Annotated in this window: 22 protein-coding genes; 6 read left to right on the top strand and 16 right to left on the bottom strand. The window is 60.3% G+C overall.

What is annotated here, in order from left to right:
* The first annotated feature begins 6 nt into the window (after positions 1-6).
* Both INS80_RS05215 and pncB read left to right on the top strand, forming a co-directional pair.
* On the top strand, positions 7-2,292 hold the full coding sequence (locus INS80_RS05215; RefSeq protein ID WP_192964621.1) for an ATP-binding protein: 2,286 nt from the start codon (positions 7-9) through the stop codon (positions 2,290-2,292).
* A gap of 64 nt (positions 2,293-2,356) precedes the next feature.
* Positions 2,357-3,646, top strand: a complete 1,290-nt coding sequence (gene pncB / locus INS80_RS05210; protein WP_192964620.1) for a nicotinate phosphoribosyltransferase — start codon at positions 2,357-2,359, stop codon at positions 3,644-3,646.
* 151 nt (positions 3,647-3,797) lie between these two features.
* Here pncB and INS80_RS05205 read toward each other — a convergent pair whose 3' ends face one another.
* Genes INS80_RS05205 through INS80_RS05185 form a run of 5 tightly spaced genes read right to left on the bottom strand, consistent with a single transcriptional unit; the run spans position 3,798 to position 9,090 of the window.
* Positions 3,798-5,255: an aldehyde dehydrogenase family protein gene (locus INS80_RS05205; protein WP_192964619.1), complete on the bottom strand. Its 1,458-nt coding sequence runs from the start codon at positions 5,253-5,255 to the stop codon at positions 3,798-3,800.
* Between the two features lie 19 nt (positions 5,256-5,274).
* A complete protein-coding gene (locus INS80_RS05200; RefSeq protein ID WP_192964618.1) occupies positions 5,275-5,745 on the bottom strand; it encodes a GNAT family N-acetyltransferase in 471 nt (156 codons plus the stop codon).
* On the bottom strand, positions 5,742-7,334 hold the full coding sequence (locus INS80_RS05195; RefSeq protein WP_192964617.1) for an ABC transporter ATP-binding protein: 1,593 nt from the start codon (positions 7,332-7,334) through the stop codon (positions 5,742-5,744). The genes INS80_RS05200 and INS80_RS05195 overlap by 4 nt, the downstream gene beginning before the upstream one ends.
* Positions 7,331-8,146, bottom strand: coding sequence for an ABC transporter permease (locus INS80_RS05190; RefSeq protein ID WP_192964616.1), 816 nt, complete (start codon positions 8,144-8,146; stop codon positions 7,331-7,333). Before INS80_RS05190 ends, INS80_RS05195 begins: the two co-directional genes overlap by 4 nt.
* A complete protein-coding gene (locus INS80_RS05185) occupies positions 8,143-9,090 on the bottom strand; it encodes an ABC transporter permease (RefSeq protein ID WP_192964614.1) in 948 nt (315 codons plus the stop codon). The genes INS80_RS05190 and INS80_RS05185 overlap by 4 nt, the downstream gene beginning before the upstream one ends.
* A 175-nt stretch (positions 9,091-9,265) precedes the next feature.
* Here INS80_RS05185 and INS80_RS05180 point away from each other — a divergent pair, with 175 nt between their 5' ends.
* Positions 9,266-10,402, top strand: coding sequence for an acetoin utilization protein AcuC (locus INS80_RS05180; protein WP_192964612.1), 1,137 nt, complete (start codon positions 9,266-9,268; stop codon positions 10,400-10,402).
* A 48-nt stretch (positions 10,403-10,450) separates the two neighbouring features.
* Here the strand turns inward: INS80_RS05180 and INS80_RS05175 are convergent, their stop codons facing one another.
* Positions 10,451-11,929, bottom strand: coding sequence for an ABC transporter substrate-binding protein (locus tag INS80_RS05175; protein WP_192964610.1), 1,479 nt, complete (start codon positions 11,927-11,929; stop codon positions 10,451-10,453).
* 205 nt (positions 11,930-12,134) lie between these two features.
* Here INS80_RS05175 and panB point away from each other — a divergent pair, with 205 nt between their 5' ends.
* The 3 genes from panB to glpK all read left to right on the top strand — a co-directional run bounded on the left by panB (position 12,135) and on the right by glpK (position 15,404).
* A complete protein-coding gene (gene panB, locus INS80_RS05170; protein WP_192964609.1) occupies positions 12,135-12,965 on the top strand; it encodes a 3-methyl-2-oxobutanoate hydroxymethyltransferase in 831 nt (276 codons plus the stop codon).
* A gap of 8 nt (positions 12,966-12,973) precedes the next feature.
* The gene (panC, locus tag INS80_RS05165) at positions 12,974-13,831 is read left to right on the top strand and encodes a pantoate--beta-alanine ligase (protein ID WP_192964608.1); all 858 of its coding nucleotides are present in this window, start codon (positions 12,974-12,976) and stop codon (positions 13,829-13,831) included.
* A 70-nt stretch (positions 13,832-13,901) separates the two neighbouring features.
* Positions 13,902-15,404, top strand: a complete 1,503-nt coding sequence (gene glpK, locus INS80_RS05160) for a glycerol kinase GlpK (protein WP_192964607.1) — start codon at positions 13,902-13,904, stop codon at positions 15,402-15,404.
* 374 nt (positions 15,405-15,778) lie between these two features.
* On the opposite strand, the gene INS80_RS05155 is transcribed toward glpK, so the two are convergent.
* The 10 genes from INS80_RS05155 to INS80_RS05110 all read right to left on the bottom strand — a co-directional run bounded on the left by INS80_RS05155 (position 15,779) and on the right by INS80_RS05110 (position 25,019).
* On the bottom strand, positions 15,779-17,035 hold the full coding sequence (locus INS80_RS05155) for a flavin-dependent oxidoreductase (RefSeq protein ID WP_192964606.1): 1,257 nt from the start codon (positions 17,033-17,035) through the stop codon (positions 15,779-15,781).
* Positions 17,036-17,139: 104 nt separating this feature from the next.
* On the bottom strand, positions 17,140-17,682 hold the full coding sequence (gene idi / locus INS80_RS05150) for an isopentenyl-diphosphate Delta-isomerase (RefSeq protein ID WP_192964605.1): 543 nt from the start codon (positions 17,680-17,682) through the stop codon (positions 17,140-17,142).
* 161 nt (positions 17,683-17,843) lie between these two features.
* A complete protein-coding gene (locus tag INS80_RS05145) occupies positions 17,844-18,266 on the bottom strand; it encodes a c-type cytochrome (protein ID WP_192964604.1) in 423 nt (140 codons plus the stop codon).
* A gap of 118 nt (positions 18,267-18,384) precedes the next feature.
* Positions 18,385-19,410: a P1 family peptidase gene (locus tag INS80_RS05140; RefSeq protein WP_192964603.1), complete on the bottom strand. Its 1,026-nt coding sequence runs from the start codon at positions 19,408-19,410 to the stop codon at positions 18,385-18,387.
* A gap of 46 nt (positions 19,411-19,456) precedes the next feature.
* Positions 19,457-20,203 (bottom strand): SDR family oxidoreductase, encoded by a 747-nt coding sequence (locus tag INS80_RS05135; RefSeq protein ID WP_192964602.1) that lies wholly within the window; start codon positions 20,201-20,203, stop codon positions 19,457-19,459.
* Positions 20,204-20,290: 87 nt separating this feature from the next.
* Positions 20,291-20,710, bottom strand: coding sequence for an alternative ribosome rescue aminoacyl-tRNA hydrolase ArfB (arfB, locus tag INS80_RS05130; RefSeq protein ID WP_192964601.1), 420 nt, complete (start codon positions 20,708-20,710; stop codon positions 20,291-20,293).
* 340 nt (positions 20,711-21,050) lie between these two features.
* Positions 21,051-21,674 carry a queuosine precursor transporter gene (locus INS80_RS05125; RefSeq protein WP_192964600.1) on the bottom strand — a complete coding sequence of 208 codons (624 nt, stop codon included), beginning with the start codon at positions 21,672-21,674 and terminating at the stop codon, positions 21,051-21,053.
* Between the two features lie 218 nt (positions 21,675-21,892).
* Entirely contained in the window at positions 21,893-22,816 is a 924-nt protein-coding gene (locus INS80_RS05120) for an esterase-like activity of phytase family protein (RefSeq protein WP_192964599.1), read from the bottom strand.
* A complete protein-coding gene (mepA, locus tag INS80_RS05115; RefSeq protein ID WP_226892713.1) occupies positions 22,789-23,604 on the bottom strand; it encodes a penicillin-insensitive murein endopeptidase in 816 nt (271 codons plus the stop codon). The genes INS80_RS05120 and mepA overlap by 28 nt, the downstream gene beginning before the upstream one ends.
* A gap of 50 nt (positions 23,605-23,654) precedes the next feature.
* On the bottom strand, positions 23,655-25,019 hold the full coding sequence (locus tag INS80_RS05110) for an MFS transporter (protein ID WP_192964597.1): 1,365 nt from the start codon (positions 25,017-25,019) through the stop codon (positions 23,655-23,657).
* Positions 25,020-25,057 lie beyond the last annotated feature (38 nt).

Raw genomic sequence — 25,057 nt, 5'->3', positions numbered from 1 at the left:
ATACAGATGAACGAGCAGCGCATGTCTGGAGACGGGCCGCTGACCAACCACTACCGGCGCTACAGTTCCGCAGGTTTGCTGGAGCGCTATTGCAAAGGGCGGGTCAACGGCTTGTTGCCCCGTACCCTCTTTTCTGTGGCTGTCTGCGTGACGCTGGCTTTCCTAATATCGCCGACCGTGGCGCTTCTCAGCTTTCTCGTCGCCACGCTTCCCGATCTTACTGACTGCCTGTATCTGAGCCGCGCGAGACGGAAACTGCGCCACGATGCTGCGACAGAGCGTCAGGTACGTTACGTCAGTGTCGGAACGGCGCTGCTGCATGCGCTGGGGATCGCAATCGGAGCCACGGCGCCAATCTGGTCCTTCCTAATTCCCTACAGCGGTGTTGATAGCTTTTACCAGTATGATCAGCTGTTCTCGATCGGACTGCTGACCAGCGCGGCGCTGAATGCCGGGCTTATGTTTCCACTTAATCGCTTTGCGGCTGTCGGAAGGCTGGCAGTTTTTTTGGTCACCCCGATCCTTGTCATTGTATTGCGCGGGCCGGTACTTGGGGCCAGTGCGGATGATACCAAGCTGCATTTACTGGCGCTCTGCATCTTCTTTGGCTCACTGCTTTGGCTGCTGTCCTTTGCAACTCGGAACTTTCATCGCACCCGCAGTAGCCTTCTGGCGCAGGCTCTTCAGCGTCAGGAATTGGAAACGGCCTACCAAAGGCTCTATGCCCAACAGCTGGAAACGCAGCGGTTGGCGCTGGTGGCGCGACATGCCAATGACAGCGTCATTCTCATGGACAGCGTCGGCAATATCAAATGGGTCAATGATGCGTTTACCAAAATCACAGGCTGGAGCGCGGAAGAAGCGATTGGCCGTAATCCGGGTGAGTTGCTGAACCACCCGGAAACCGATCCCGCCACCATTCAAGTCATCGAAGAAGGGCGGGCCAGAAAGGCTCCGTTCCGAGTCCAGGTCCTGAACCGGCGCAAGGATGGCAAGAATATCTGGCTGGAAACCAACCAGGTGCCGATGTTCGATGACAACGGTGAGGTCACAACATACATTGCCGTCGAGCGCGATATCACAGAGGCAAAGGAATATGCGGCAACGCTAGAGCAGGCTCGGCGCGCCGCAGAAGATGGTGCCCGCGCGAAGTCTGAATTCCTTGCCACGATGAGCCACGAGATACGCACCCCGATGAACGGTGTCATCGGGATGGCTCAACTGCTTGAAGATACCGAATTGGATGCCGATCAGAAACTGTATGCCGATACGATTCTCAGTTCGGCCCGCACGTTGCTGGACCTCATAAATGATGTGCTTGACCTGTCGAAACTGAACGCGGGCGAAGTTTCACTCGACGTAGAGGATTTCAATCCCCGCCAGTGCTTTGAAAATACGATTCGTCTGTTGCAGCCTCAGGCTGATGCGAAATCCCTGGAACTGGTTTTTAGCTGTGACCGAAGCGTTCCTGAAGTTCTGAATGGTGATGATCGCAAACTGGGTCAGATCCTGACCAACCTCGTGGGTAATGCCATCAAATTCACAGAGACCGGCCAGGTCGAGGTTGCTTTGCGCGCCGAGCCTCATGGAGATGGAAGTGCATTGATCTTCGAGGTAAGGGACACAGGCATTGGGATTCATGCCGACACGTTGCCCAAGATATTTGAACGCTTCTCGCAGGCTGACGCGGCCATTAGTCGTCGATTTGGTGGAACCGGTCTGGGCCTCGCCATCTGCCGCCGCCTGGCGGCCGCCATGAATGGGGATATCACCGTTGCCTCGGAACTCGGCAAGGGTTCATGTTTCACGGTGCGCTTGCCATTTGAGCCGCCTCTCTGCCTGGATGGTTCAAACCGCATCAGGACAGGAGTGGATTTGAGCGATTCAACCACTGCAGTTGCCCTGAAGGGTATGCGGCTTTTGGTGGCGGAGGATAACCGCGTAAACCAAATCCTGGTTCAGAAGTTCCTCAAGGATTACGACATCGAAATCGAAATTGCGTCTGATGGTACCGAGGCGGTACAGGGCGCTCAGTCGTTCTTGCCTGACATCATTCTGATGGACATGAGCATGCCCGTGATGGATGGCATTGAAGCCACTCGATCCATCCGATCCCTCCAGATTCGCCAACCGGTGATCATTGCTCTGACAGCCAACGCTTTTGATACCGACAAGGCGCATTGCCTTCAGGCTGGCATGGATGAATTCTTGACCAAGCCCATAAGTCGTCCTCAGTTGATCGAAGCGTTGGTGTCCCATGGCCGACGCGCGCACAGGTTACGCGTGGGTTGATTTCCTTTGCGCCCCGCGTGGCCCTGTCCTATCACGTTGAGAACCCAACTGAACGAGGCTGCCGGTGGATATTGCAACCCGCGTCTATAACCACAAGTGGAAGATTGATCCGATCGTCCGCTCTTTGATCGATACAGATTTTTACAAGCTCTTGATGTGCCAGTCAGTGTTTCGCACCAAACCGGACACAAGCGTTACCTTCTCCTTGATCAACCGCTCCACCCATGTACCGCTTGCACGTCTTATTGATGAGGGTGAGCTGCGCGAACAGCTTGATCATATCCGCTCCCTTTCGCTGTCACGGGGCGAAAGCACCTTTCTGCGCGGCAATACCTTTTACGGCAAACGCCAGATGTTCCGTCCGGATTTCATGGAGTGGTTCGAGGGGATGCGCCTGCCGCCCTATCACCTGGAGCGTAAGGGCGATCAATACGAGCTGACCTTCGAGGGTAAGTGGCATGAAGTCATGCTTTGGGAGATTCCGGCGCTGGCCGTTCTGATGGAGCTGCGCAGCCGCGCTGTCCTGAATGACATGGGCCGGTTCGAGTTGCAGGTGCTTTACGCTCGCGCGATGACCCGGGTCTGGGAGAAGATCGAGGCCCTGCGCGATATCGAGGGGCTATCCATTGCCGATTTTGGCACCCGGAGGCGACACGGTTTCCTGTGGCAGGACTGGTGCGTTCAGGCGATGATCGAAGGGCTGGGGTCCAAGTTCACGGGCACCTCGAACTGTCTCATCGCCATGCGGCGTGAGGTGGAGGCGATCGGCACCAATGCGCATGAATTGCCCATGGTCTATTCCGCATTGGCCGAAACTGATGACGCGCTGGCCCGCGCGCCCTATGATGTGCTCTCGGATTGGCACGAGGAGCACGAAGGCAACCTGCGCATCATCCTGCCTGATACCTATGGCACCAAAGGGTTCCTGGAGCATGCGCCGGATTGGCTTGCGGGCTGGACCGGCATTCGCATCGACAGCGGCGATCCGGCGGCCGGGGCCGAGGTTGCGATCAAATGGTGGCAGGAGCGCGGCGAGGATCCGACACAGAAACGGGTGATCTTTTCCGATGGTCTTGATGTGGACAAGATCGCTGAGTTGCACGCTCAGTTTTCCGGGCGGGTAAAGGTTTCCTTCGGTTGGGGCACACTGCTGACCAACGATTTTCGTGGGCTTGTACCGGGTGACAGGCTGGCGCCGTTCTCGCTGGTGTGTAAGGCGGTCAGCGCCAATGGTCGGCCGACCGTCAAACTGTCGGACAACCCGGAAAAGGCCATGGGCCCAGCAGATGAGGTTGCGCGCTACAAACGTGTTTTTGGTGTGGGCGCGCAGGAGCGGATCGAAGTCATCGTGTAGGCGCAGGGCCGGGGGCTCCCGCGCGGATCGCTTGCATGAAACATGCAAGCTCTCCCCTTGGGCCCGGCAGGCCGCGCCGAAGGCGCGGCCTGCCCCCTCGCGATGCGCAGGGCGCAGCGCAAAACCTCATGACTTGGCAGCCATTGGCAGATCAGCCGTGATAGGCCGCAACGGTCTTAAGCTGGGAAAACCCATAAAGAGCCTCGAAGCCTTTTTCGCGGCCATGGCCGGATTTGCCGACCCCGCCAAACGGCAGTTCGACACCGCCACCTGCACCATAGTTGTTGAGGAAGACCTGCCCGGCGCGCAGCTTTTTGGCCAGCCGCATCTGGCGTGCGCCATCGCTACTCCAGACGCTGGCGACCAGCCCGTATTCGGTGGAGTTTGCGATTTCGACGGCCTCTTCTTCGGTGTCGAAGGGGATCAGCACCTGCACCGGGCCAAAGATCTCATCGCGTGCCAGCGCATGGGCAGGTGGCACATCGGCGAACAGCGTGGGCCGCACATAGGCGCCGGCATCCGGCGCGCCTTCCACGATCTGGCCTTGCGCTGCGACGGTGAGATCCGCGCCCTTGGCAAGGAAGCCCTCGACGATCTCTTTCTGACGGGTGGAGATCAACGGACCAAGTCGTAGGTCGTCTGCGGCCGGCCCCACTGTCAGATCCCGGTAGGCGGCGGACATTCGCGCCTTCACGTTCTCATACACCCCGCGCTGGACCAGAATGCGTGAGGAGGCAGAACAGGTCTGGCCTGCGTTCTGGATGCCTGCATTGACGAGGAACGGCAGTGCCGCGTCCAGATCGGCATCATCAAACACCAGCTGTGGTGATTTGCCGCCCAGCTCGAGCGTCACTGGCACCACGTTCTTACCCGCAGCCTGCTGCACCAGCGCGCCAGTGGCAACCGAGCCGGTGAAAGAGATGTGATGGACTCCCGGATGCGCGGTCAGAGCCGCACCCGCCTCGGCGCCAAGGCCCGGCACCACGTTCAGCGCGCCATCCGGCAGGCCCGCATCCCGCGCAAGCTGGGCAAAGGTCAGTGCCGTGAGGCAGGCCTCTTCGGCAGGCTTCAAAACACAGGCGTTGCCCATGGCCAGCGCTGCCCCAACCGAGCGGCCAATGATCTGCATCGGATAGTTCCAGGGCACGATATGTCCCGTTACACCGTGCGGTTCGCGCAGAGTGTAGACCGTGTAGCCATCAAGGTAGGGGATCGTTTCCCCGTGCACCTTGTCCGCCGCGCCACCGTAGAATTCACAGTAACGCGCCAGCGCCACGGCATCGGCGCGAGCTTGTGTCAGCGGCTTGCCAACATCCATCGCTTCCAGCGTTGCGAGCTCTTCTACGCAATCGAGCACCAGCTGACCAAGACGGGTCAGGATACGGCCCCTCTCAAGAGCACTCATGCTGCCCCACTCACCATCTAGAGCAGTCTCGGCCGCCTTGACCGCCGCATCGATGTCCTCCTCGCCGCCCCGTGCGATCTGGCAGATCTCAGCGCCGGTCGATGGGTTGATCAAGGGCAGAGTGGCGCCGCTTGCACTTGGTTTCCAGCTGTCACCAATAAGGCAAAGGCTGGGATCGAAGCGGGCTGAAGTTTTTTCGGTCATGTTATGATCCTGTGGTCTGTCAGGAGGCCGGGTCGGCAATCCGGAAAGAGTAGCTTTTGCTTTGAAGTTCAGTGAAAGGCGCGCCCTCGCGCAGGTCCATGATCCCAGGCAGGATGCTAAGACAGGTGCCCCAAAACGCAAGGGCTGACTGCGATTGCGATGAAATACCCATGCGCCAGTAACCGGGAAATTCCTGCAAGAGGAGCCGGGCCGCGTCCTGGCCATATCCCTGTCGCCGATAGGGGGCGAAGATGGAAAATTCGGACAGCTCACGCCGATCCTCCGGCAGGTTCAGCACCAGGGCGAAACCAATCCTCTTGCCGTCCCTCACGATCCAGAACGCCGTTACATCCTTGCGGTGTAGCATCTGCCTTGCCCGGCTGCCCGGGTCGATGCGGGCCTTGGTGGCGGTTTCCTCGAAATAGGCGGCCAGTACGCTGGTCAGAACCGCATGCTCCTTGGGCAATATGAGCGAGAGCGTCAGGCTCATGCAGCCCCCGGGTTGAGGTCGGGCAGCACAGGTGCCGCTGCGATCAGGGATTGGGTGTAGGCGTGCTGCGGCGTTGCAAGAACGTCTTCGGTGACGCCTTCTTCGACGATCTGCCCCTTTTGCATGACAAGGCAGCGGTCGGTGATGGTGCGCACAACGGACAGATCGTGGCTGATGAAGAGGTAGGTGAGTGAATAGGCCTCGCACAGTTCGACCAGCAGATCGAGGATCTGCGCCCGCACAGAAACATCCAGTGCCGAGACCGCCTCGTCAAACAGGATCAGTTCGGGCCGTGTGATCAGGGCGCGGGCGATGGCGATGCGCTGGCGCTGCCCGCCCGAGAACTGGTGGATATATTTTTGGGCGTCATCCGGGGTCAGCCCCACGGCGGTCAGGGTTTCGGCAATCAGATCCGAACGGGCGCGACCGCTGGGTGAGTCGGGCAGGCTGTAGAACGGCTCGGTGATCAGCCGTTCGACCCTGTGGCGCGGGTTGAAGCTGCCATAGGGATCCTGAAACACCACCTGCATCTTGCGGCGTTGATCCGGGGTACGATCGGCTGTGACCACCTCTCCATCCAGCAGGATCTGCCCGCCCTGGAGCGGCTCCAGCCCCAGAATGGCCCGCGTCAGGGTCGACTTTCCGCATCCCGACTCGCCGACCAGACCCAGCCGTTCGCCGCGGTTCAGGGTGAAGGATACGTCATTCACCGCGCGATAGTGGTCCTGCGCGCCAAAGAGCGAGGTGCGCGGGAGCTTATAGTCACGCACCGCACCTTTGACCTCAAGCAGCGGTTCGACCGCCGGAACCTCGGGCAGGGTGACCTCATGGGCGGAGGCGGCAAAGAGCATTTTTGTATAGGGGTGGCTCATGTTTCTGAGCAGCCAGTCCGTGGCACCAGTCTCTACCACTTCGCCATGGCGCATGACGACGATCCGGTCCGCGAGATCGGCCACCACCGCCAGATCGTGGGTGATGATCAAAAGACCCATGCCGAATTCCTGCACCAGATCCTTTAGCAGATCCAGAATTTGCGCCTGTGTGGTCACATCCAGCGCGGTGGTTGGCTCATCCGCGATCAACAGCTTGGGGCGCAGGGCGATGGCCATGGCGATCACCACGCGCTGACGCTGGCCACCCGACAATTCATGTGGAAAGCGGCTAAGCGGGAAGCGGTCGGCTGGCAATCCCACACGGGCCAGCATTTCTGCAGCGCGGGCTTCGGCCTCGGGCCTTGTCATGGCGTTGTGGATCAGGATGGTCTCCATCACCTGATCGCCGATTGTCTTGACCGGGTTGAGTGCGGTCATCGGTTCTTGAAACACCATGCCGATGGACTGGCCGCGCAGGGCGCACATCTGCGCCTCTGACTGGTTCAGCAGGTCAGTGCCTTCGAGCAGGATTTGACCTGTTGTTGCGGTGCGCTCCGGTAAGAGCTGCATCACCGAAAAGGCGGTCATAGACTTGCCCGATCCGCTTTCGCCGGTGACAGCGACGATTTCTCCGGGCGCGACCGAAAGGGAGACGCCTTTCAGGATCGAATGGTTCCCGATGGAGAGGGTGAGGTTGTTGATCTCAAGAAGGCTCATGTGCGGGCCTCCCGCAGCTTGGGATCAAGCCAGTCGCGCAGCCCATCTCCCATCAGGTTGAGGCCAAGCACGGTCAGCACGATGGCAGAGCCGGGAATGATCGCCAGATGTGGCGCGAGGCTCACCATGGTCTGCGCATCCGCCAGCATCCGCCCCCAGCTGGGCGTAGGAGGCTGCGCGCCAAGTCCCACGTAGCTGAGACCGGCTTCAGCCAGAATGCCGAGGCTGAACTGGATGGTGCCCTGCACAATCAACAGATTCGCCACATTGGGCAGGATATGCTCTGCCGAGATGCGCGCCGCGCCCTTGCCAGCCACCTGCGCCGCCAGAATGAACTCCCGCTGCCACAGGGGCAGGGCGGCACCACGGGTGACACGGGCAAAAACCGGGATGTTGAAAATGCCGATGGCGATGATCGCATTGATGGCACCGGGGCCAAGGATGGCGGTGATCAGGATTGCGATCACCAGTGACGGGAAGGCAAAGACCAGATCGTTGCCGCGCATGATCAGCTCATCGAGCCAGGATCCTTTGCGGGCGGCGGCGGTCAGGCCCAGCGGGATGCCGATGGCCATGCCGATGCCCACGGCGACAAGTGCAACCGCCAATGAGGTGCGCGCGCCAACCATGATCATGGAGAAGATATCGCGCCCGAAATGATCCGTACCCAGCCAATGCACGGCGCCGGGACGTTGCAGTTTCTCGGGAATGTTCATCGCGGTGTGGTCAAAGGGCGTCCAGATGTAGGAGACCAGCGCCGCCAGGATCACCAGCGAGGACAGGATAGCGCCAAGAAGCAGATTGCGGCTCACGTGCGGCTCCTCAGGCGGGGATCGACCAGCGCATAGGCCAGATCGACAAGGAAATTCACCGTGATCACCGCAAACACCAGGAGCATCACCACCGATTCCACCACGATCAGATCACGTGAGGATATGGCCTGAAAAACAAGCCGCCCCAGACCGGGCAGATAGAATACCTGCTCGATGATGATGGCGCCAGCCAGCAGGAATGAGAATTGCAGGCCTATGATGGTCAGCACTGGGATCAGCGCATTGCGGAGCCCGTGCCGCCATAGGGCCTGCCTGCGGCTCAGCCCCTTGGCGCGGGCGGTGCGCATGAAATCTTCACCCAGGATATCGAGCAGCGCCGAGCGCATGACCCGCGCCAGAATGGCGGCTTGCGGCAGGGCCAGGGCAATCGCTGGCAGGGTCAGGGATTTAAGACCTTCGCCAAGGCCGTCGTCCCAGCCTGCAAAGCCGCCGGCGCTGAACCAGCGCAGGTTGATGGCAAAGACCAGAACCAGCAGCATGGCAAACCAGAAATTCGGGATCGCAACGCCCAGCTGCGTGGCTCCCATCACGGCCATATCTCCGGGTTTGCCCCGGCGCGCCGCCGCATAAATCCCGGCAGGAAAGGCAATCAGCGTCGACAGCGCCAGCGCATAAAGCGCCAGCGGCAGGGACACCCACAGCCGGTCCGCGATCATCTCGGACACTGGCGTACGGTAAGTATAGGAGGTGCCGAAATCTCCGGTCAGCATGCCGCCAACCCAGGTCAGGTATCTTTGCAGTTTCGATTGATCGAGCCCCAACTCGCTGCGCAGCGCGGCCACGGTATCGGGCTGGGCGTTGATCCCGAGCATGAACTCGGCAGGGTCTCCTGGAGCTATTTCGATGATGGCAAAAATCACGACCGAGGCCACAGCAAGACTGAGGCACAGGGACAAGAGGCGTTTCAGAGAATAACGTATCATTGTGAGGCACGCTAGAATCGCGGGGCGTCATGGTCCAGCCATAGACGTGGATCTTTTGGAGTTGGACATAGATTTTTTGACATCTGGCTTGCGGACAATCAGCCTGGACACTGCATTCGTGCGGCAATCGCGCAAGGGTGTTTGGTTTGCTCGAAAAATGGGCTAACTCACCGGGATGAAAGCAGATCCTCAGTTCATCGGGCACGAGATCTACCGCCATTCCAGCTATGGCGGGTGGCATCCCTTAAGGGTGCCTCGGGTCTCAACCGTGATGGATCTGACGCGGGCGATGGGGTGGCTTTCGGATGCCTCCTATGTGACCTCGCCCCGTGCCCGGCCTGCGGCGCTGGCGGCCTGGCATTCGCCCGATTACATCGCCGCCTTGCAGGAGGCTGAGCGCGCGCAAGAGGTCGCAGCCCATATCAAGGCGCGGCATCATCTCGGTACGGTGTCAAACCCTGTCTTCCCCGAGATGTTCCGCAGGCCCGCAACTTCTGCCGGGGGATCGATTCTCGCCGGGGAATTGCTTGCGCAGGGCGGGGTGATCTACCACCCGGCAGGTGGCACCCATCATGGACTGCCGGATCGCGCCAACGGGTTTTGCTACCTGAACGATCCGGTTCTGGCGATCCTGTCGCTGCGCCATCACGGAGCTGCACATGGGCTACGGCGCATCGCCTATGTAGATATCGACGCCCATCACCCCGACGGCGTGGAGCATGGGTTTACGGGCGATCCGGATATCCTGATGGTCTCGGTTCATGAAGAAAACCTCTGGCCCAAAACAGGGCTGCTGGAAGAGGGGGCAGGCGGTTCGGCACTAAATCTGCCGGTTCCACGCGGTTTCAACGACAGTGAAATGGATCTGGTGCGCGAAGAGCTGATTCTGCCAGTCCTGACGCAATTCAAACCCGATGCCATCGTCCTGCAATGCGGCGCCGATGCGGTGCGCGAAGACCCGCAGGCGCATCTGGATCTGACGAACAACGCCCATTGGGCCGTGGTGAAATCGCTGATGGGGATGGCGCCCCGCTTCCTTGTGCTGGGCGGCGGGGGGTATAACCCCTGGTCGGTCGGGCGACTGTGGAGCGGGGTCTGGGCTACGTTGTGTGGAGCCGAGGTCCCGGAGCGTTTGCCGCATGAGGCACAGGAGGTCTTGCACGCCCTTGAGTTCAAGGGCCACAGGCTGGGGCGCAATCCGCCAGAACACTGGTTCACAACACTGCGTGATGCGTCACGCGGCGGTGAGATACGCGAGGTGATCCGCCAGAGGGTGGCGTATTTGCGCGGTCGGCGTGGTATCGGCCAATAGAAAAGGGCGCACCTAGGTGCGCCCGTCTCACGCGGTTCAAGTGGTGTCTTAGTTCGCCCAGCTGACGGCTGTCAGGTCTGTGGCTTGTGTGGGAGCGTTGGCCCAAAGCCCTTGAAGATCTGCCTTCGCAACGCTCAGTGCAGCGAGCTGGAACAGGTAACCGTTCACATAGTCATCAGCGATGATCTTTTGCGCCTCTTGCAGCATGGCGGTCCGCTTGTCCGGGTCCGTGGTGCCGTTGAGATCCGTCATCAACTGCTGGAACGCGGAGTTGTCATACTGGAAATAATATTCGGGGCGGGCATAGATGCCGATGTCCATTGGCTCCGTATGGCTGACGATGGTCAGGCCGAAATTCTTGCCCCGGAACACGGTCTCCAGCCACTGGGCCCATTCCACGTTGATGATCTCGGCCTTGATGCCGACGTTCGCCAACTGGGCCGCGATGATCTCACCACCGCGGCGCGCATAAGAGGGCGGCGGCAGATGCAGCGTGGTCTCGAACCCGTCCGGCAGACCGGCCTCGGCCAGCAGCGCCTTGGCCTTTTCGGGATCAAAGGCGGACTGGCCGGTCAGATCCACATAGGCTGGGTTGTGCGGTGCAAAATGCGTACCAATCGGCGTGCCGTAGCCGAACATGGCGCCATCGATGATCGCCTGGCGGTCGATGGCATGGGCCAGCGCCTCGCGCACTTTTACATTATCGAAGGGCGCCTGCTTGTTGTTGGTGGAGAGGATGGTTTCCCCTTCGGTTGATCCCACCAGCACCTGGAAACGCGGGTCGGCTTCGAACTGCGGAAGGTTTTCGGGCGCCGGGAAGCCCGCAAAAGCATCCACATCCTCGGCCATCACGGCGGCAAAGGCGGCGGTGGGGTCGGAGATGAACTTGAAGGTCGCCTTTTCCAAGTTGGCAGGGGTGCCCCAGTAGTCAGCGTTCTTTTCCAGATCGATGCGATCACCCTGCACCCAGCCTGCGAACTTGAAGGCGCCGGTGCCTACGGGGGCCGTCTTGATGTCATCGATGCTCTCGGGAGCGACGATGACCGCATCGCCCCAGGCAAGGTTGAACAGCATGTTGCCGTTTGGCTTGCTAAGGGTAAGCTTGACGGTCATCGGATCAACCACCGTGACATCGGCGATATCGGCAAACAGCGCTTTTTGCGCGTTTGTGCTGTCCTCGGCGCGGGCGCGGTCGAGGCTGAACTTCACGTCCTCCGCGTCCATGGTCGTGCCGTCGTGGAAGGTGACGCCTTCGTTGAGCATGAAGGTGTATGTCAGCCCGTCATCGGAGATTTCCCAGCTTTTGGCGAGGCCTGGCACAACGGATCCATCGCCCATGAAACGGGTCAGACCCTCGAAAACATTGGAATAAAGCACTTGGTCGATGGCGCCGGCTGCGGCGCTTGTCGGGTCCAGATGCGGCGGCTCAAGCTGCAGGCCAACGGTGATGCTGTCTTTGGCCCAGGCGGCTGAGGTGCTCAGCGCAAGGGCTGATCCGGCGGCGAAGAGAATGGATTTGAATGTCACTTTGAAACTCCCTGAGTTGGAAAGATGCCCTTTGGTTCGGGCTTTTCCTCAACTCTGTCCCGTTTTTGCGGAAGTAATCAAGGGGGTAAGTCCCTGAAATAACGGCAGAGAGCACAAGATCTCCGCCAAGGGGACATTTCGCGCACTGGATGCTGCCACTGCGAAATGATACCCGTGCGCAACCCGAACGGAGCATGGGAATAAGATGAGCGCCAACATCCAGACCAAGGCCATCACGGCCGAAGATATCCGAGCCCAGAAAGGCAAGGAACCGATCGTCAGCCTGACCGCCTATACTACGCCGATGGCGGCACTGATGGACGATACTTGCGACTTTGTGCTGGTGGGCGATAGCGTCGGCATGGTGCTGCACGGGCTGCCCTCGACGCTTGGGGTCACCTTGGAGATGATGATCCTGCACGGTCAGGCGGTGGCGCGGGGACTGTCGCGCGCGCTTATGGTGATCGACATGCCGTTCGGCTCTTACGAAGAGGGGCCACAGCAGGCCTTTGGCAATGCCGCGCGGCTGATGCGTGAAACCGGCGCAGGCGCGGTCAAGCTGGAAGGTGGCGTTGAGATGGCCGAGACCATCCGCTTTTTGGTGAAGCGCGGCATACCTGTGATGGCTCATATCGGTCTCACGCCGCAGTCGGTGAACACGCTGGGCGGTTACAAGGTGCAGGGGCGCGATGCGCAGGCGGATGCGGTGATCGCAGATGCCCGCGCCGTGGCGGAGGCAGGCGCCTTTGCAGTGGTGCTGGAGAAGGTGCCGCAGGCTCTGGCGGATCGGATCACGGCTGATATCGCCATTCCCACCATTGGAATCGGAGCTTCGGCAGGCTGCGATGGTCAGGTGCTGGTGGTGGACGACATGCTGGGCATGTTCACGGCCTTCAAGCCAAAATTTGTCAAACGCTACGCCGATCTTGGCCCTAGTGCCAAAACCGCAATCGAAGCCTATGCCGCAGAGGTACGCGCGCGCAGCTTCCCGGCGCCCGAACATGTCTTTGCAGACGTCACCCCAAAAAAGGACTGAGCTGAGACATGACCGCTCCTATTCTGCGCCGTCTGGCTGACCTGCGCGCAAATTATGCCACATGGATCCGCGCTGGTGAGGTGGTTGGCGTCGTGCCAACCATGGGCGCCCTTCATGCCGGTCACCTCTCCCTGGTGGAGGCGGCCAAGGCTGCTTGCGACCGGGTGATCGTGACCATCTTTGTCAACCCCCGGCAATTCAACAGCGCCGAGGACCTGGCCAAATACCCGCGCACCGAACAGGCAGATGCCGCGAAACTGGCGCCCTACGGCGTGGACGTGGTCTATGTACCCGACCCTGATCAGATTTACCCTGAAGGCTATGCCACCTCTGTCTCGGTCGAAGGGATCACCGACGTGCTGGAGGGCACCTTTCGCCCCGGTCATTTCGATGGGGTTGCCACGGTGGTGGCCAAGCTGTTCCTGCAGACCGGAGCGCATAAGGCGTTTTTTGGAGAGAAGGACTTCCAACAGTTGATGGTGGTGCGCCGCATGGCGCGGGATCTCGATATCCCGATTGAAGTCATAGGCTGCCCCACGGTGCGTGAAGCTTCTGGTTTGGCGATGTCATCCCGCAATATGCGTCTGTCGGTGGATGCGCTTGAAAAGGCGGGCCAGCTTTACCCGATCATGACCGATTGTGCCGCGCGCCTGACAGCCGGAGAAGCATTCGAGAAGATCGAACCGGACGCCCGTGCGGCCCTTGATGCAGCAGGCTTTGGAGAGATCGAGTATCTCGATCTGCGCTGCGCCGACACACTTGCGCCGCTCCAGACGCCTACCCGGCCTGCACGGCTTTTGGCGGCGGCCTGGCTGGATGGGGTGCGGCTCATCGACAATATTCCGGTTCCGCAACTAGGTGATTAGTAGGGGCTGGTCGCGCTAACAGGTTTGCGTCTAAAGTCTGCCCCCAGAACGACAGGAGAGAGGGCAGGACATGAGTTATATTCTGGCGATCGACCAGGGCACCACCTCGACACGGGCGATCTTGTTTGATGACAAGATGCAGGTTGCAGGCAGCGCCCAGCAGGAGTTTCCACAGTATTTCCCGCAGGCGGGCTGGGTAGAGCACGACCCGGAGGAGATCTGGTCTTCGACACTTGAGGTCTGCCGAAGGGTGATCGCACAGCAGGGCGTGACGGTCGCGCAGATTGCTGCGATCGGGATCACCAACCAGCGCGAGACCACAGTCGTTTGGGACCGAGAGACCGGGCAGGCGATCCACAAGGCGATTGTCTGGCAGGACAGGCGCACGTCGGCCATCTGCGAGGACCTGCGTGCTGCCGGTCACAGCGATCTGGTGCACCAGACCAGCGGCTTGCTGCTTGATCCCTACTTCTCGGGTACAAAGGTCAAATGGATCCTCGATACCGTGCCGGGGGCCCGCGCGCGGGCTGCGGATGGCAAGCTGATGTTCGGCACCATCGACAGCTTCCTGATCTGGCGCCTGACGGGCGGTGCGTCTCATGTGACCGATGCGACCAACGCGTCACGCACTCTGATGTATGATATCCGCAAGGGCGGTTGGAGCGCCGAGATCTGCGAGATCCTTGATGTGCCAATGGAAATGCTGCCCGAGGTCAAGGACTGCGCCGCTGACTTTGGTACGGTTGAGGCTGCGCATTTTGGGGGTGAAATCCCGATCCTCGGCGTGGCGGGGGACCAGCAGGCGGCCACAATCGGTCAGGCCTGTTTCGAGCCAGGTATGATGAAATCCACCTATGGGACCGGGTGCTTTGCTCTACTCAACACCGGGGAAACGCCGGTCGAGTCGCGCAATCGGATGCTGACTACAATCGCCTACCGACTGGACGGAAAGCCGACCTACGCGCTGGAAGGGTCGATCTTTATCGCCGGCGCTGCGGTGCAATGGTTGCGTGACGGACTTGGTATCATCGGGTCAGCCCAGGAAAGCGGCGGGCTTGCCGCCTCGGCGGATCCGGGGCAGGACGTGATATTGGTACCGGCCTTCACGGGCCTTGGCGCCCCCTATTGGGAGCCGGACTGTCGCGGTGGCATGTTTGGCCTTACCCGCAGCTCGGGGCCTGCAGAAATCGCGCGTGCCGCCCTTCAAAGCGTCGCCTATCAGACCCGTGATCTTTGGGAAGCAATGCGGGCCGATTGGGAAGGCGCTGCGGGTGGCGGAGCCGAAAGCAGTGTAACTCTGCGTGTTGATGGCGGGATGAGCGCCAGTGACTGGACGATGCAAAGCTTGTCAGACATTCTTGGCGCTCCTGTGGATCGTCCGGTGATGCAGGAAACAACGGTACTGGGCGCTGCATGGCTGGCCGGAATGACGGCTGGCCTATATCCCGACCAACAAGGGTTTGCGGAGACCTGGGCACGCGATCGGCAATTCACCCCGGCGATGGAAGAGGCGCAACGCGAGGCGGCCTACGCACGATGGAAACGTGCGGTCCATGCGGTGATCGGCGTTTAGGACCGAGGTTTAGGACCCAGACCGTTTCAAAAAAAAACGGGGTGAACTCCCGCGCCCGCAGGTGCCTTGCCTTTGGCAAAACCCCTTGTCGGCCTTGGGCCCGGCGCCGCGCTGATGCGCGGCGCCGGTCGCCTTTTTGGGAAACCGAGCCGATTCGGGGCAAAGGTCGTATCTGCGGCCACGCCAGAGGCGTGGTTTACCCTTGAGGCGACTCGGTTCGAAGATACCAGGCTGGAAAGTGCGCTTTCAGGGCAGATCTGCCCCTGAAAGTCTTGTCCGCAATCCCTCCTGCGCTGCACATCGTGCAGCGCCACGCCCAACCCGATGTGCATCATCCATGATGCTGCACCAAAGGGGCGGGAGCCCCCTGAGCATCAATAAAGGCGCGCGCCTTCTGCGATCATTTTCGGGCGGGCATTCAGATCTTCAATGCTAAAGCCGGCGATGGATTTGTACTTGGCGGCGTGTTCCGCGAGGCTCTTCTTCGACACAACGTCCTCGACGGTGGAGAAGTCCCCTGCACAGAGGTCTTCGATCATTTGCAACACCGCATCGGGTCCTCCTGCGGTGCGGTTGGCAAGGCCCACGTTCGTTGTGAGCGGACGCACCTCTGCCTCATAGGCCTCCAGTGCGGCGCGCGTTACGCCATGTTTCAGCAGGGCAACTCCGATGAGCCTGGCGTCCAGAATGGCCTGGCTGGCGCCGTTGGAGCCGACCGGATAGGTTGGATGGGCTGCATCCCCCATCAGTGACACGGCGCCGTATGTCCATTTCTCAAGGGGGTCCCGGTCCACCATCGGGTATTCATAAACCACATCTGCACCGCGAATGAGGCCGGGGACGTCAATCCAGTCGAACCGCCAGTCCTCGAAGTGACCGACAAAGTCATTGATATCCGCCGCGCGGTTCCAGTCTTCTTTTTTCCAGGCAGAGTCGGGGTCAAAGCTCTTTTCGGCGATCCAGTTGATTGTTGCCATGCCGTTGCTGTCCGGATCCGAGATCGGGTAAGCCACCATGCGCAGGGCATTGTGACCGATCATGCACATGGCGCCGCCGCCGTTCCAAACAGGGCCCTGGGTGGTTGCACGCCAGAGAATGCGGCCATTCCAGATCGGATCCCCCTCGGCGGGATACATCTGCTTGCGCAGGGCGGAATGAATGCCGTCGGCAGCAATCAGAAGGTTTCCGTCGAAGTGGCGGCCATCCGTCAGATGCAGAACGGCACCGCCTGCGGTGTTCTCAAAGCCAGCGGCCCGGGCATTCGTGTAAATGCAATCTGGCCCGGCACGCGTGACAAGAGCCTCGTACAGCATCATTTGCAGCGCCCCCCGATGGACCGAGTACTGCGGCCAGGCGTAACCCGCCTCAAGGCCGCGCGGCTCTTCCCATATGGTCTTGCCGAGCTTTGTATAAAATCCTAGCTGCCGCGTGCGCACCCCGATGCTGTCCAATTCTTTCGACAGTCCCAGGTCCATCAGTTCGCGGACCGCATTGGGCTGAAGATTGATGCCAACACCCATGGGCTTCAGCTCGGGTGTGGATTCATAAATGCGGAAGGGCACTCCGATCTGGTGCAATGTCAGGCCCAGCGTCAGCCCTGCAATACCGCCACCGGCAATGAGAATAGTCATACTGCGCCTCCCAAAACGCCCTTTGCCTGGCCGTTAAAAGCATGCCGGGGCAGGATAGGGCAAGAGCGAGCGTTCAATTTCCGCGGCGTGCAGGGCTGCGTCCATCAGCCCGAGGCAGCGATGATCAGGTCTGGGCCAAAGATGATGTCTGCATAGTTGCTCAGGTAGATCTTCAGCCAGGGCGTAAAGCGCTCCGGGTGGCGCTGCACTTCGGCGATCAGATCGTGATAGTCGACCCAGCGTGTTTCCATCACCTCATCAGGGTTTGGAGCCAGGCTGACGGGCCTGTGAGCATGGGCCAGGAATACATCGACGACCTCATGCTCGATCATACTATGGCCGACATCCGCCCTGTATTCGAGTTGATGGCGAAACTCAGGATAAAGACCTGTGATGCCAAGTTCCTCTTCCATGCGACGCACCGCGCAGGCAGATGCTGCCTCGTCCCACATTGGGTGCGTGCAGCAGGTGTTCGCCCAAAGGCCCGGCGTGTGATACTTGCCGATGGCGCGCCGCTGCATGAGGATCTCGGTGCCCTTCACCACAAACACCGAAACGGCCTTGTGTTTCAGCCCCTCTTCATGTGCGGTCAGCTTGTCCACAGGTGTTAGTTCGCCGTTCACCCAGGCCGGGATCGGATGTGTCATCTGCGGTTCAAATCCGTTTCAATCCCCAAAGGCGATACCTGGACCAGCTCCAGCCGCCACATCTTCAATTCGTTAGTCGCAATTAGGATCAAGAGCAATTACGCGAAAGGCCGCGCCCCTAGGGTCGCGGCCTGTTTTGCCAGATTTTTGTGCCCTGGTCTTTATTCGGTCGCGGCGGGCCCATGCTGCGCCAGGAAGGCGTAGATGTCTTCGCCGCCCTTCTTCAGCTTGAACGACATTTTTGACTTGGCCTTGCTGTCGTCCAGATACTCACGCAGGAAGCCGCGCGGATCTTGTGTGTAGGCTACGAAGGTTTCTTCGTCCCAGACCAGTCCAGCTTCGCCGGCGGCGACAAGGTCATTGCCATAACGGAACCCGTCAACGGCGCCTGCCGTACGGCCGACCACACCCCAAAGGTTCGGGCCGGTCTTGCCGCCCTTGACGATCGTTTCGCCGCTGTCAGAAACGACCATGTGGCATGATTTGCACTTGTTGAAGCCTTTTTCGCCCTTGGCAGCATCGCCTTCGGCAAAAGCGGGTGCGGCCAGCAGGGTCATTACAGCGGCGGACATCAGACGTTTCATATGCTTGCTCCAGTTTGAGTTGGCTGAGGGGAATACGAGCGCATTATTGGTCATAGTCAATGGACGTTTTGACGCGCCAGGAGAAATTTGCAGAGTTTTGCTGACCCCGCGACCCTGATCAAGCGGTGTTCCAGCAGGGCAACAGGTCTCCGGATGCGGGCTTGGCCTCGTAAACCGCACGTGCAATCGCCCGACTGAGGCACAGCGCCGCAGCATGGCCAATCTGGCCAAGTTCGGCCTCTGGGTTGGTCATGGCGCGTGCGCCGGATGTTGCGGCAAAAACCAGATCTCCGTCACCCGGCGCATGGGCTGGCAGGGTTGCGCGGCCAATGCCATCATGGGCGGCGGTGGCCACCCTTTGACACTGCGCCTTGGTCAGGGCTGCATCAGTGGCAACAATTGCGATTGTGGTGTTGCCGCGCTCATTTGATAGCGGCAGGCCCTCCGCCTGCCCACGCATGGTTTGCATCTTGCGGCTGGTCTCGGCCTGGCCCAAACCGCCACGGGGGTCGGGACCAAGGCCGCCGAATTCGCCATCCACTTCAAACGGTGCGGCCCAGAAGTGTCTATCACCGGGTGTGGTGACAGCGCCCATCGGGTTGGCCGCAACAAGCGCGCCGACCGTGATGCCGCTTTCAAGCACGAAAGAGGCCGAGCCAAGCCCGCCTTTTACCATTGCCGTCAGCGCGCCGGTGCCAGCGCCAGCCGTGCCGATGTCAAAGTCCTCGCCAGCGGCTTCAAAGGCTGCGCGGCCGAGGGCGCGATAGGGGTTTTCCTGCCAGTCCTTGTCGCCACCATTCAGCAGATCGAAAATGATCGCACCGGGTACAAGTGGGATGATTGCAGGCCCAAGGCGGAACCCGCGACCAACGGCGCGCAGTGCATCAACAACACCCGAACAGGCATCAAGACCAAAGGCCGAACCTCCCGACAGGACCAGCGCGTCAATCTGGGCGACCGATTTGTCCGGTGCCAGAAGGTCAGTTTCCCGCGTGCCCGGCGCACCGCCCATCACATGAACCGAGGCGGTAAAAGGACTGTCAGCGGTGAACACCGTTGCGCCTGATTTCAAAGTGTCATCCTGCGCATTGCCGACTAGAAAGCCATCAACGTCGGTGATCAGATTGCGGGGGCCGGGACGCATGACGATCCTCCTGAAAAAATTCTACCGATCGGTAAGGCGGTCGAGGTCAGATGCAGCGACCGCCGTCCACCTCCATGGCGACCCCGGTGATCATCGACGCCTCATCGGAGCAAAGGAAACAGGCGGCGTTGCCCATATCCTCAGGGGTTGAGAAGCGGCCCAGCGGAATGGTGGACAGAAACTTGGCACGCACCTCGGGCGTGTCTTCGCCCATGAAGGATTTCAGAAGCGGCGTTTCCCCGGCGACCGGATTGATCGCGTTGACCCGTACGCCAGCCGGGGCCAATTCGATCGCCATGGTGCGGGTTGCAGTGATCATCCAGCCCTTGGAAGCATTGTACCAGTTGAGGTTCGGGCGCGGCGAGACGCCCGCCGTGGAGGCCACGTTGAGGATTGCGCCGGTTTTGCGCGATTTCATATGCGGCACCAGAGCGCGGGCGGTAAGGTAGACAGACTTCATGTTCACGTTGAAGACCCGGTCAAAATCCTCCTCGCTGACCTGATCCAGCGGTGTGGGCAGATGGGTGACGCCAGCATTGTTGACCAGGATATCCACATGTCCAAAGGCCGAAAGCGCAGCCTCGGCCATGGTGTTGACCGAACCGCCGTCGGCCACATCGACGGCCTGTGCGATGGCGGAACTGCCTTTCTCCTGGGCCAGGGCTGCGGCGGCATCAGCGTTAATATCCGCAATCATCACCCGCGCGCCTTCGGTCAGGAACTTTTCGACAATTCCGGCCCCAAATCCCGAGGCGCCCCCGGTTACAATCGCCGTTTTCCCTGCAAGCCGCATAAGTGGTTCTCCGTCCGTATGAAATATCTTTTTGATAGCTTTAGCAGCGATCCCGGAAGGTGCAATCGCTGATCACACGCGCTGTTCTCATTCCGGATCTATCTTGCCGCGCCCCGCCTTGATCTGGCTACGCTGCTTCTTTGCCTCAAGACGGCGGCGGACCGACCCACGCGTGGGTTTCGTGGCGATCCTGCGTTTTGGGGCGACCAATGACTTGCGCACCAGTTCTGCAAGGCGATCACGGGCAATATCACGATTTCGCTGCTGCGACCGGGTCTCGTCGCATTGCAGGATGATCGCGCCCTCCTTGGTCCAGCGCCTGCCTGCGAGCCGTTTCAGTCGGGCCTTGACTGCCGGGGGCAGAGACGGGGAGCGGGCAGCCTCGAAACGCAGCTCAACTGCGGTGGCGACCTTGTTCACATTCTGCCCGCCCGGCCCCGAGGCGCGAATAAAGCTCTCGGTGATTTCCCAGTCCTGCAGGGCGATATCGTCAGTGATCCGTATCATCTTGGGGTGGACCCTAGCGTGGGTTGGCGCAAGGTAAAAGGGCCGCCCCAGCGGGACGGCCCTTCGAAAGTTCTCAGGAGGTCGGGTCGGTTAGATTTGCACAAGGCAAATCAGCCGCGGGGACCACACAGCAAAGGGCTGCCTCAGCAGGCGGACCCTCCGGTTGTTCCAACACCTTGCTCCAACACCTTTCTTGACACTGGATCACCTCCTTTACTTTTCTGTTTCCGTTGGTTTGAGCGTTGCACGGTTTTTCCGATCTGCCAAACAAAAAAACACGGCCCCCGAAAACCGGAGGCCGAAGCTGTTGCATTTCTGAGCAGTCGCCAGGGCGCAAAGATCAGGCAGGTTGCGCCGTGAGGCGGTTGACGATCACACGGAAGGGGATCAGCGCCACCAGGGCGAGCGAGAGTTTTACCATCCAATCTGCAACGGCGAGCGAGACCCAGAGCGGGGCAACCGGGCCTGTGCCCAACAGCGGCAACATTTCACCGGCCCAAGAGACATCATTTGCAGGCTCGATCCAGGACAGTGCTCCGGAAAAGGCGATGGTGAAAAAGAGCGCAGTATCCACGCTGGAGCCGACCAGGGTGGAGGCCAGCGGCGCGCGCCACCATGTGCCGCCCCGCAGGGCGGAGAAGACGGAAATATCCAGCAGCTGCGCGGTGAGAAAGGCCAGACCCGAACCGATGGCAATGCGCAGGGTTACGAGCGGGCCGAATTCGCCCATGATCTGAGTGCCGATGAGCGAGCATATCACGCCCACAATGAAGCCGACAAAGACCACACGGCGCGCCGGGCCTTCTCCGTATACACGGTTCATCACGTCAGTCACGAGAAAGGCGATGGGGTAGGTAAAGGCGCCCCAGGTCAGCCAATTGCCGAATAGGAATTGCACCAGGATGTTGGACGCCACAACAACGGCGGCCATGGCAAGAATGCCGGGGATATAGGAACGTGTCATCTATATGGTCCGTTTTGACAAGGTAGCGGAGACTTGTTAGGCGCTTCGCTCTGTTCGTTTGCGCCAAGGATCGGGCCAGTTAGTCGGTTCTGCGCAGTTTGGCAAGAGCTTCTGTGACAGCTGGGAGGGACGCTCCCGCCCGCCGGAAGGACCATCGCAGATGACCCATCGGCCGTTGGGCCGAGCAGCGCGCGCGTGCACGCTGCGGGTGCGCCTGTTCAATCGGGCAAGCTGTATTCGACCAGTTCGGTACGCTGAAACGAGCTGAAGTTATCGTCGGAAATCATCGTCGCGCGCAGCTGTCCGGCCGTATCACGCCAGACTGAGACGCCTTCGAGGTTGTCGTGGGTTCCGATACTCGTCTGCAGCAGGGTCACCTCTGCTGTGGGTCCGGTTTGCGTAAAGTCCCATCGCCGCAGGCGGCTCTGAAAACCGATCAGCAGGAAACGGCGCTCCAGCAGATAAAACCGCCCGTCGGGGCCAAAATCCGCACCGACCGGCATGAAGCCGTTGCGGCGCGGCAGGCTGAAAGGCTGGCTCCAGCCGGTGCCATCCCAGCGCCAGACCGGAATATTCCCATCATTGTCCGGAGCATTCTCCGGTACCGTGAAGAGCTGTCCCGCGCTGTCCATGGCCAAGGCTTCGAAAGACTTGTTGAAAGGCAGATGCCGGAACGCTGCGGGGCGTGGCAGGACCTTTGCGTTATCTTGGCCATTCTGATGGAATGCCACGCGCGATACGCCCTCGTAGGAAATGAAAAGGTGTCCATCGGGCCTATGTACCAAGCCCTCGCTGTCCATAACCCGTCCTTTGAGTAACTTGCCGACTGAGGTTCTGAGGGCGCGTCCCTCAGTGACGCGGGCGGATGTTATGAGCCCGCCGTTGCGCTCAAGCGTTGCGTAGGCCAGGGTTGCGCGGTCGCTGAGCACGACGATCCTGCGCCCCCTGTCCAACACCTCGATCCCGGAAAAACCGCCAAACCACTGAGTTGCCCCAGATGTTGGTGGAATCCAAGTGAAGGCCGACAGAAAACGTGCATGCCCCTCGGCCTGCTGAGCACGCGCACCGGCGTAGGCCGCAAGGGCCACAGCAAGCGCAGGGATCAGGGCAAGGATCAGTCTGATTGAAGTACGGCGGCACATTGCCGGGGCAGATCCTTGAGCGTGTAGTCACGGCGCGGTTTCGGTTTGGGCGCATTTGGATCGCGCGGCTTGGGCGGGGGCGGATTCAGGATGTCATTGACCCATTTCTGCGCATCGGCGCAGCCATCCCCGCGTGGCGGCGGATCCTGATCAACGCAGCCTCGGGCACCCCGCGGACAGTTGAGACGTACATGGAAATGGTAGTGATGGCCCCACCAGGGGCGGATCTTGCGCAGCCAGCGCCGATCGCCCTTGGCATCCTTGCACATCTGCACCTTGGCGCCCGGGAAGACAAAGATGCGTGCGACTCGTTTGTCGCTGGCGGCAGCCTTCAGCAGCTCGTGGTGCTGGCGGCTCCAATTGCTGTTAACATAGGCGCCCTTGGCCCGTCGCAGCGAAATTGAGGAGATGTTCTCGCGCTGGGCGCGGCTGAGGGTCAGCCGGTCGGGGGGCAGCATCCAGATGTCGATATCAAGACCGATCTGGTGGCTGCGATGACCTGAGAGCATCGGCCCGCCGCGTGGCTGGCTGATGTCACCGATGTACAGACCCTTCCAGCCCGGCAGCGTGGCGGCAAATGCACTGAGATCGCGAATGTAGTCGATGGTCTCGGGATGGCCCCAGTTGCGATTTCGCGAGAGGCGCATGGCCTGCCAGGTGGGGCCTGTTTCCGGCAGCTGCACCGCGCCTGCAACGCAGCCCTTGGCATAGGATCCCAGTGGGACGGGACGTTGCTGCGACCCAACCGCCTTGGCGCCGAATAGCTGCTTTGCGGGTGTTTCAGCCATTGCGGGGCCAAGAAGGCCCGTGAGGGCAAAAAGCGTCGCAATCAGCAGTCTCACTTCTGGTCTCCTTCGGCGTTGACCCATTTTAACAGAATCAAGCCTAGTACAAAGAGGCCGATAACGGGAGTGATCCCTAGGCGCGCGCTGCCGGTTATGGTGGTGGCAAGGCCGATCAAGGCGGGGGCAAGGAAGGCGGTGGCGCGGCCGGAAAGCCCATAAAGACCAAAGCTTTCGGTGGCCTTGGCCAGGTCCGTGTGACGCACCATCAGGCTGCGGCTGGCGGCCTGCAAGATTCCGCCGAAGCCGCCAATCAGAACGCCACAGCCAAAGAAAACGGCATCGGGCAGGGTGGAACCCTCGGGCAGCGGAATTCCAAAGACCTGTTCGCGGGACATAGAGACAACGGTAATGCAGACCAGCGTGAGCACCAGAATGGCGACAATGATAACCGGTTTCGGACCATGGCGCTTGTCCGCTTTGCCGCCCAGCCAGCTGAACAGCGTGGCCGAGATCGCGGCGATGATACCGAAGACTCCGATTGAGGTGATCGACCAGTCCAGAACCAGGCTCGCGTAGACCCCGCCAAAGGCGTAAAGCCCGTTGAGAGCATCCCGATACAGCATCGACGACACAAGGTAGCTGGTCAGGCTTGCGCGATGGCGCAGCCCGGCCACCAAGTCGATGACCATGCGCGCCGCGCGACGCATTGTGCCGCGCTGGCCGGTTGGGTTGTCATCATGCACCCAAAGAAAATAGGGCACCATGAAGAGTGCGAACCAGGTAGCGGTGAGCGGACCGACGGCGCGGGTGCCTTCGCGCGCCTCCGGATCAAGCCCAAGGATCGGATCAAGCCCGATCAGCGTCTTGCCGTTGCTCTGTTCCACGAAGAACAAGAGCATGATGAAAAGTGCGATTACGCCGCCTAAATACCCAAAAGCAAAACCCGAGCCGGAGATGGCTCCGACCTCTTCCTTACTTCCAAGCGAGGGAAGCTGAGCGTTTACAAAAATCAGTGCAAACTCGGCGCCGATGAAGCCAAAACCGAAGCTGAGCAGCATCAGCCAAAGGTTGCCGCCGGCGGGATCCATATACCAAAGGCCCCAAGCTCCGATCAGGTACATCATAGAAAACACCATGATCCAAGGCATCTTACGCCCGGAAATATCCGCCAGTGCCCCAAGAAAGGGTGCGCCAAATCCGATGAATAGCCCCGTGACTGTCATGCCGATGGACCAAACCGTTTGAGCCTGTGCTTCTGCAGCGGCCTCGCTCAGACCTTTCCCGAGGAAATAGTCGGCGGCGACAGCGGCGAAAAAGGGACCGAAAACGAATGTGACCAGCAGAGTGTGGTAGGGCTGGCTGGCCCAGTCAAAGAACCACCACCCCCAAATACGCTTTTTCTGTGAAACCTCTGCCATGTCGCCCATCCCCTCGTGTATTTGATGCCGATAAGACA

It is taken from the genome of Phycobacter azelaicus, from assembly GCF_014884385.1.
GTDB classification, from domain to species: domain Bacteria; phylum Pseudomonadota; class Alphaproteobacteria; order Rhodobacterales; family Rhodobacteraceae; genus Phycobacter; species Phycobacter azelaicus.
The sequence above is the reverse complement of the archived record's forward strand: the minus strand, read 5'-3'. Positions and strand labels throughout refer to the sequence as shown.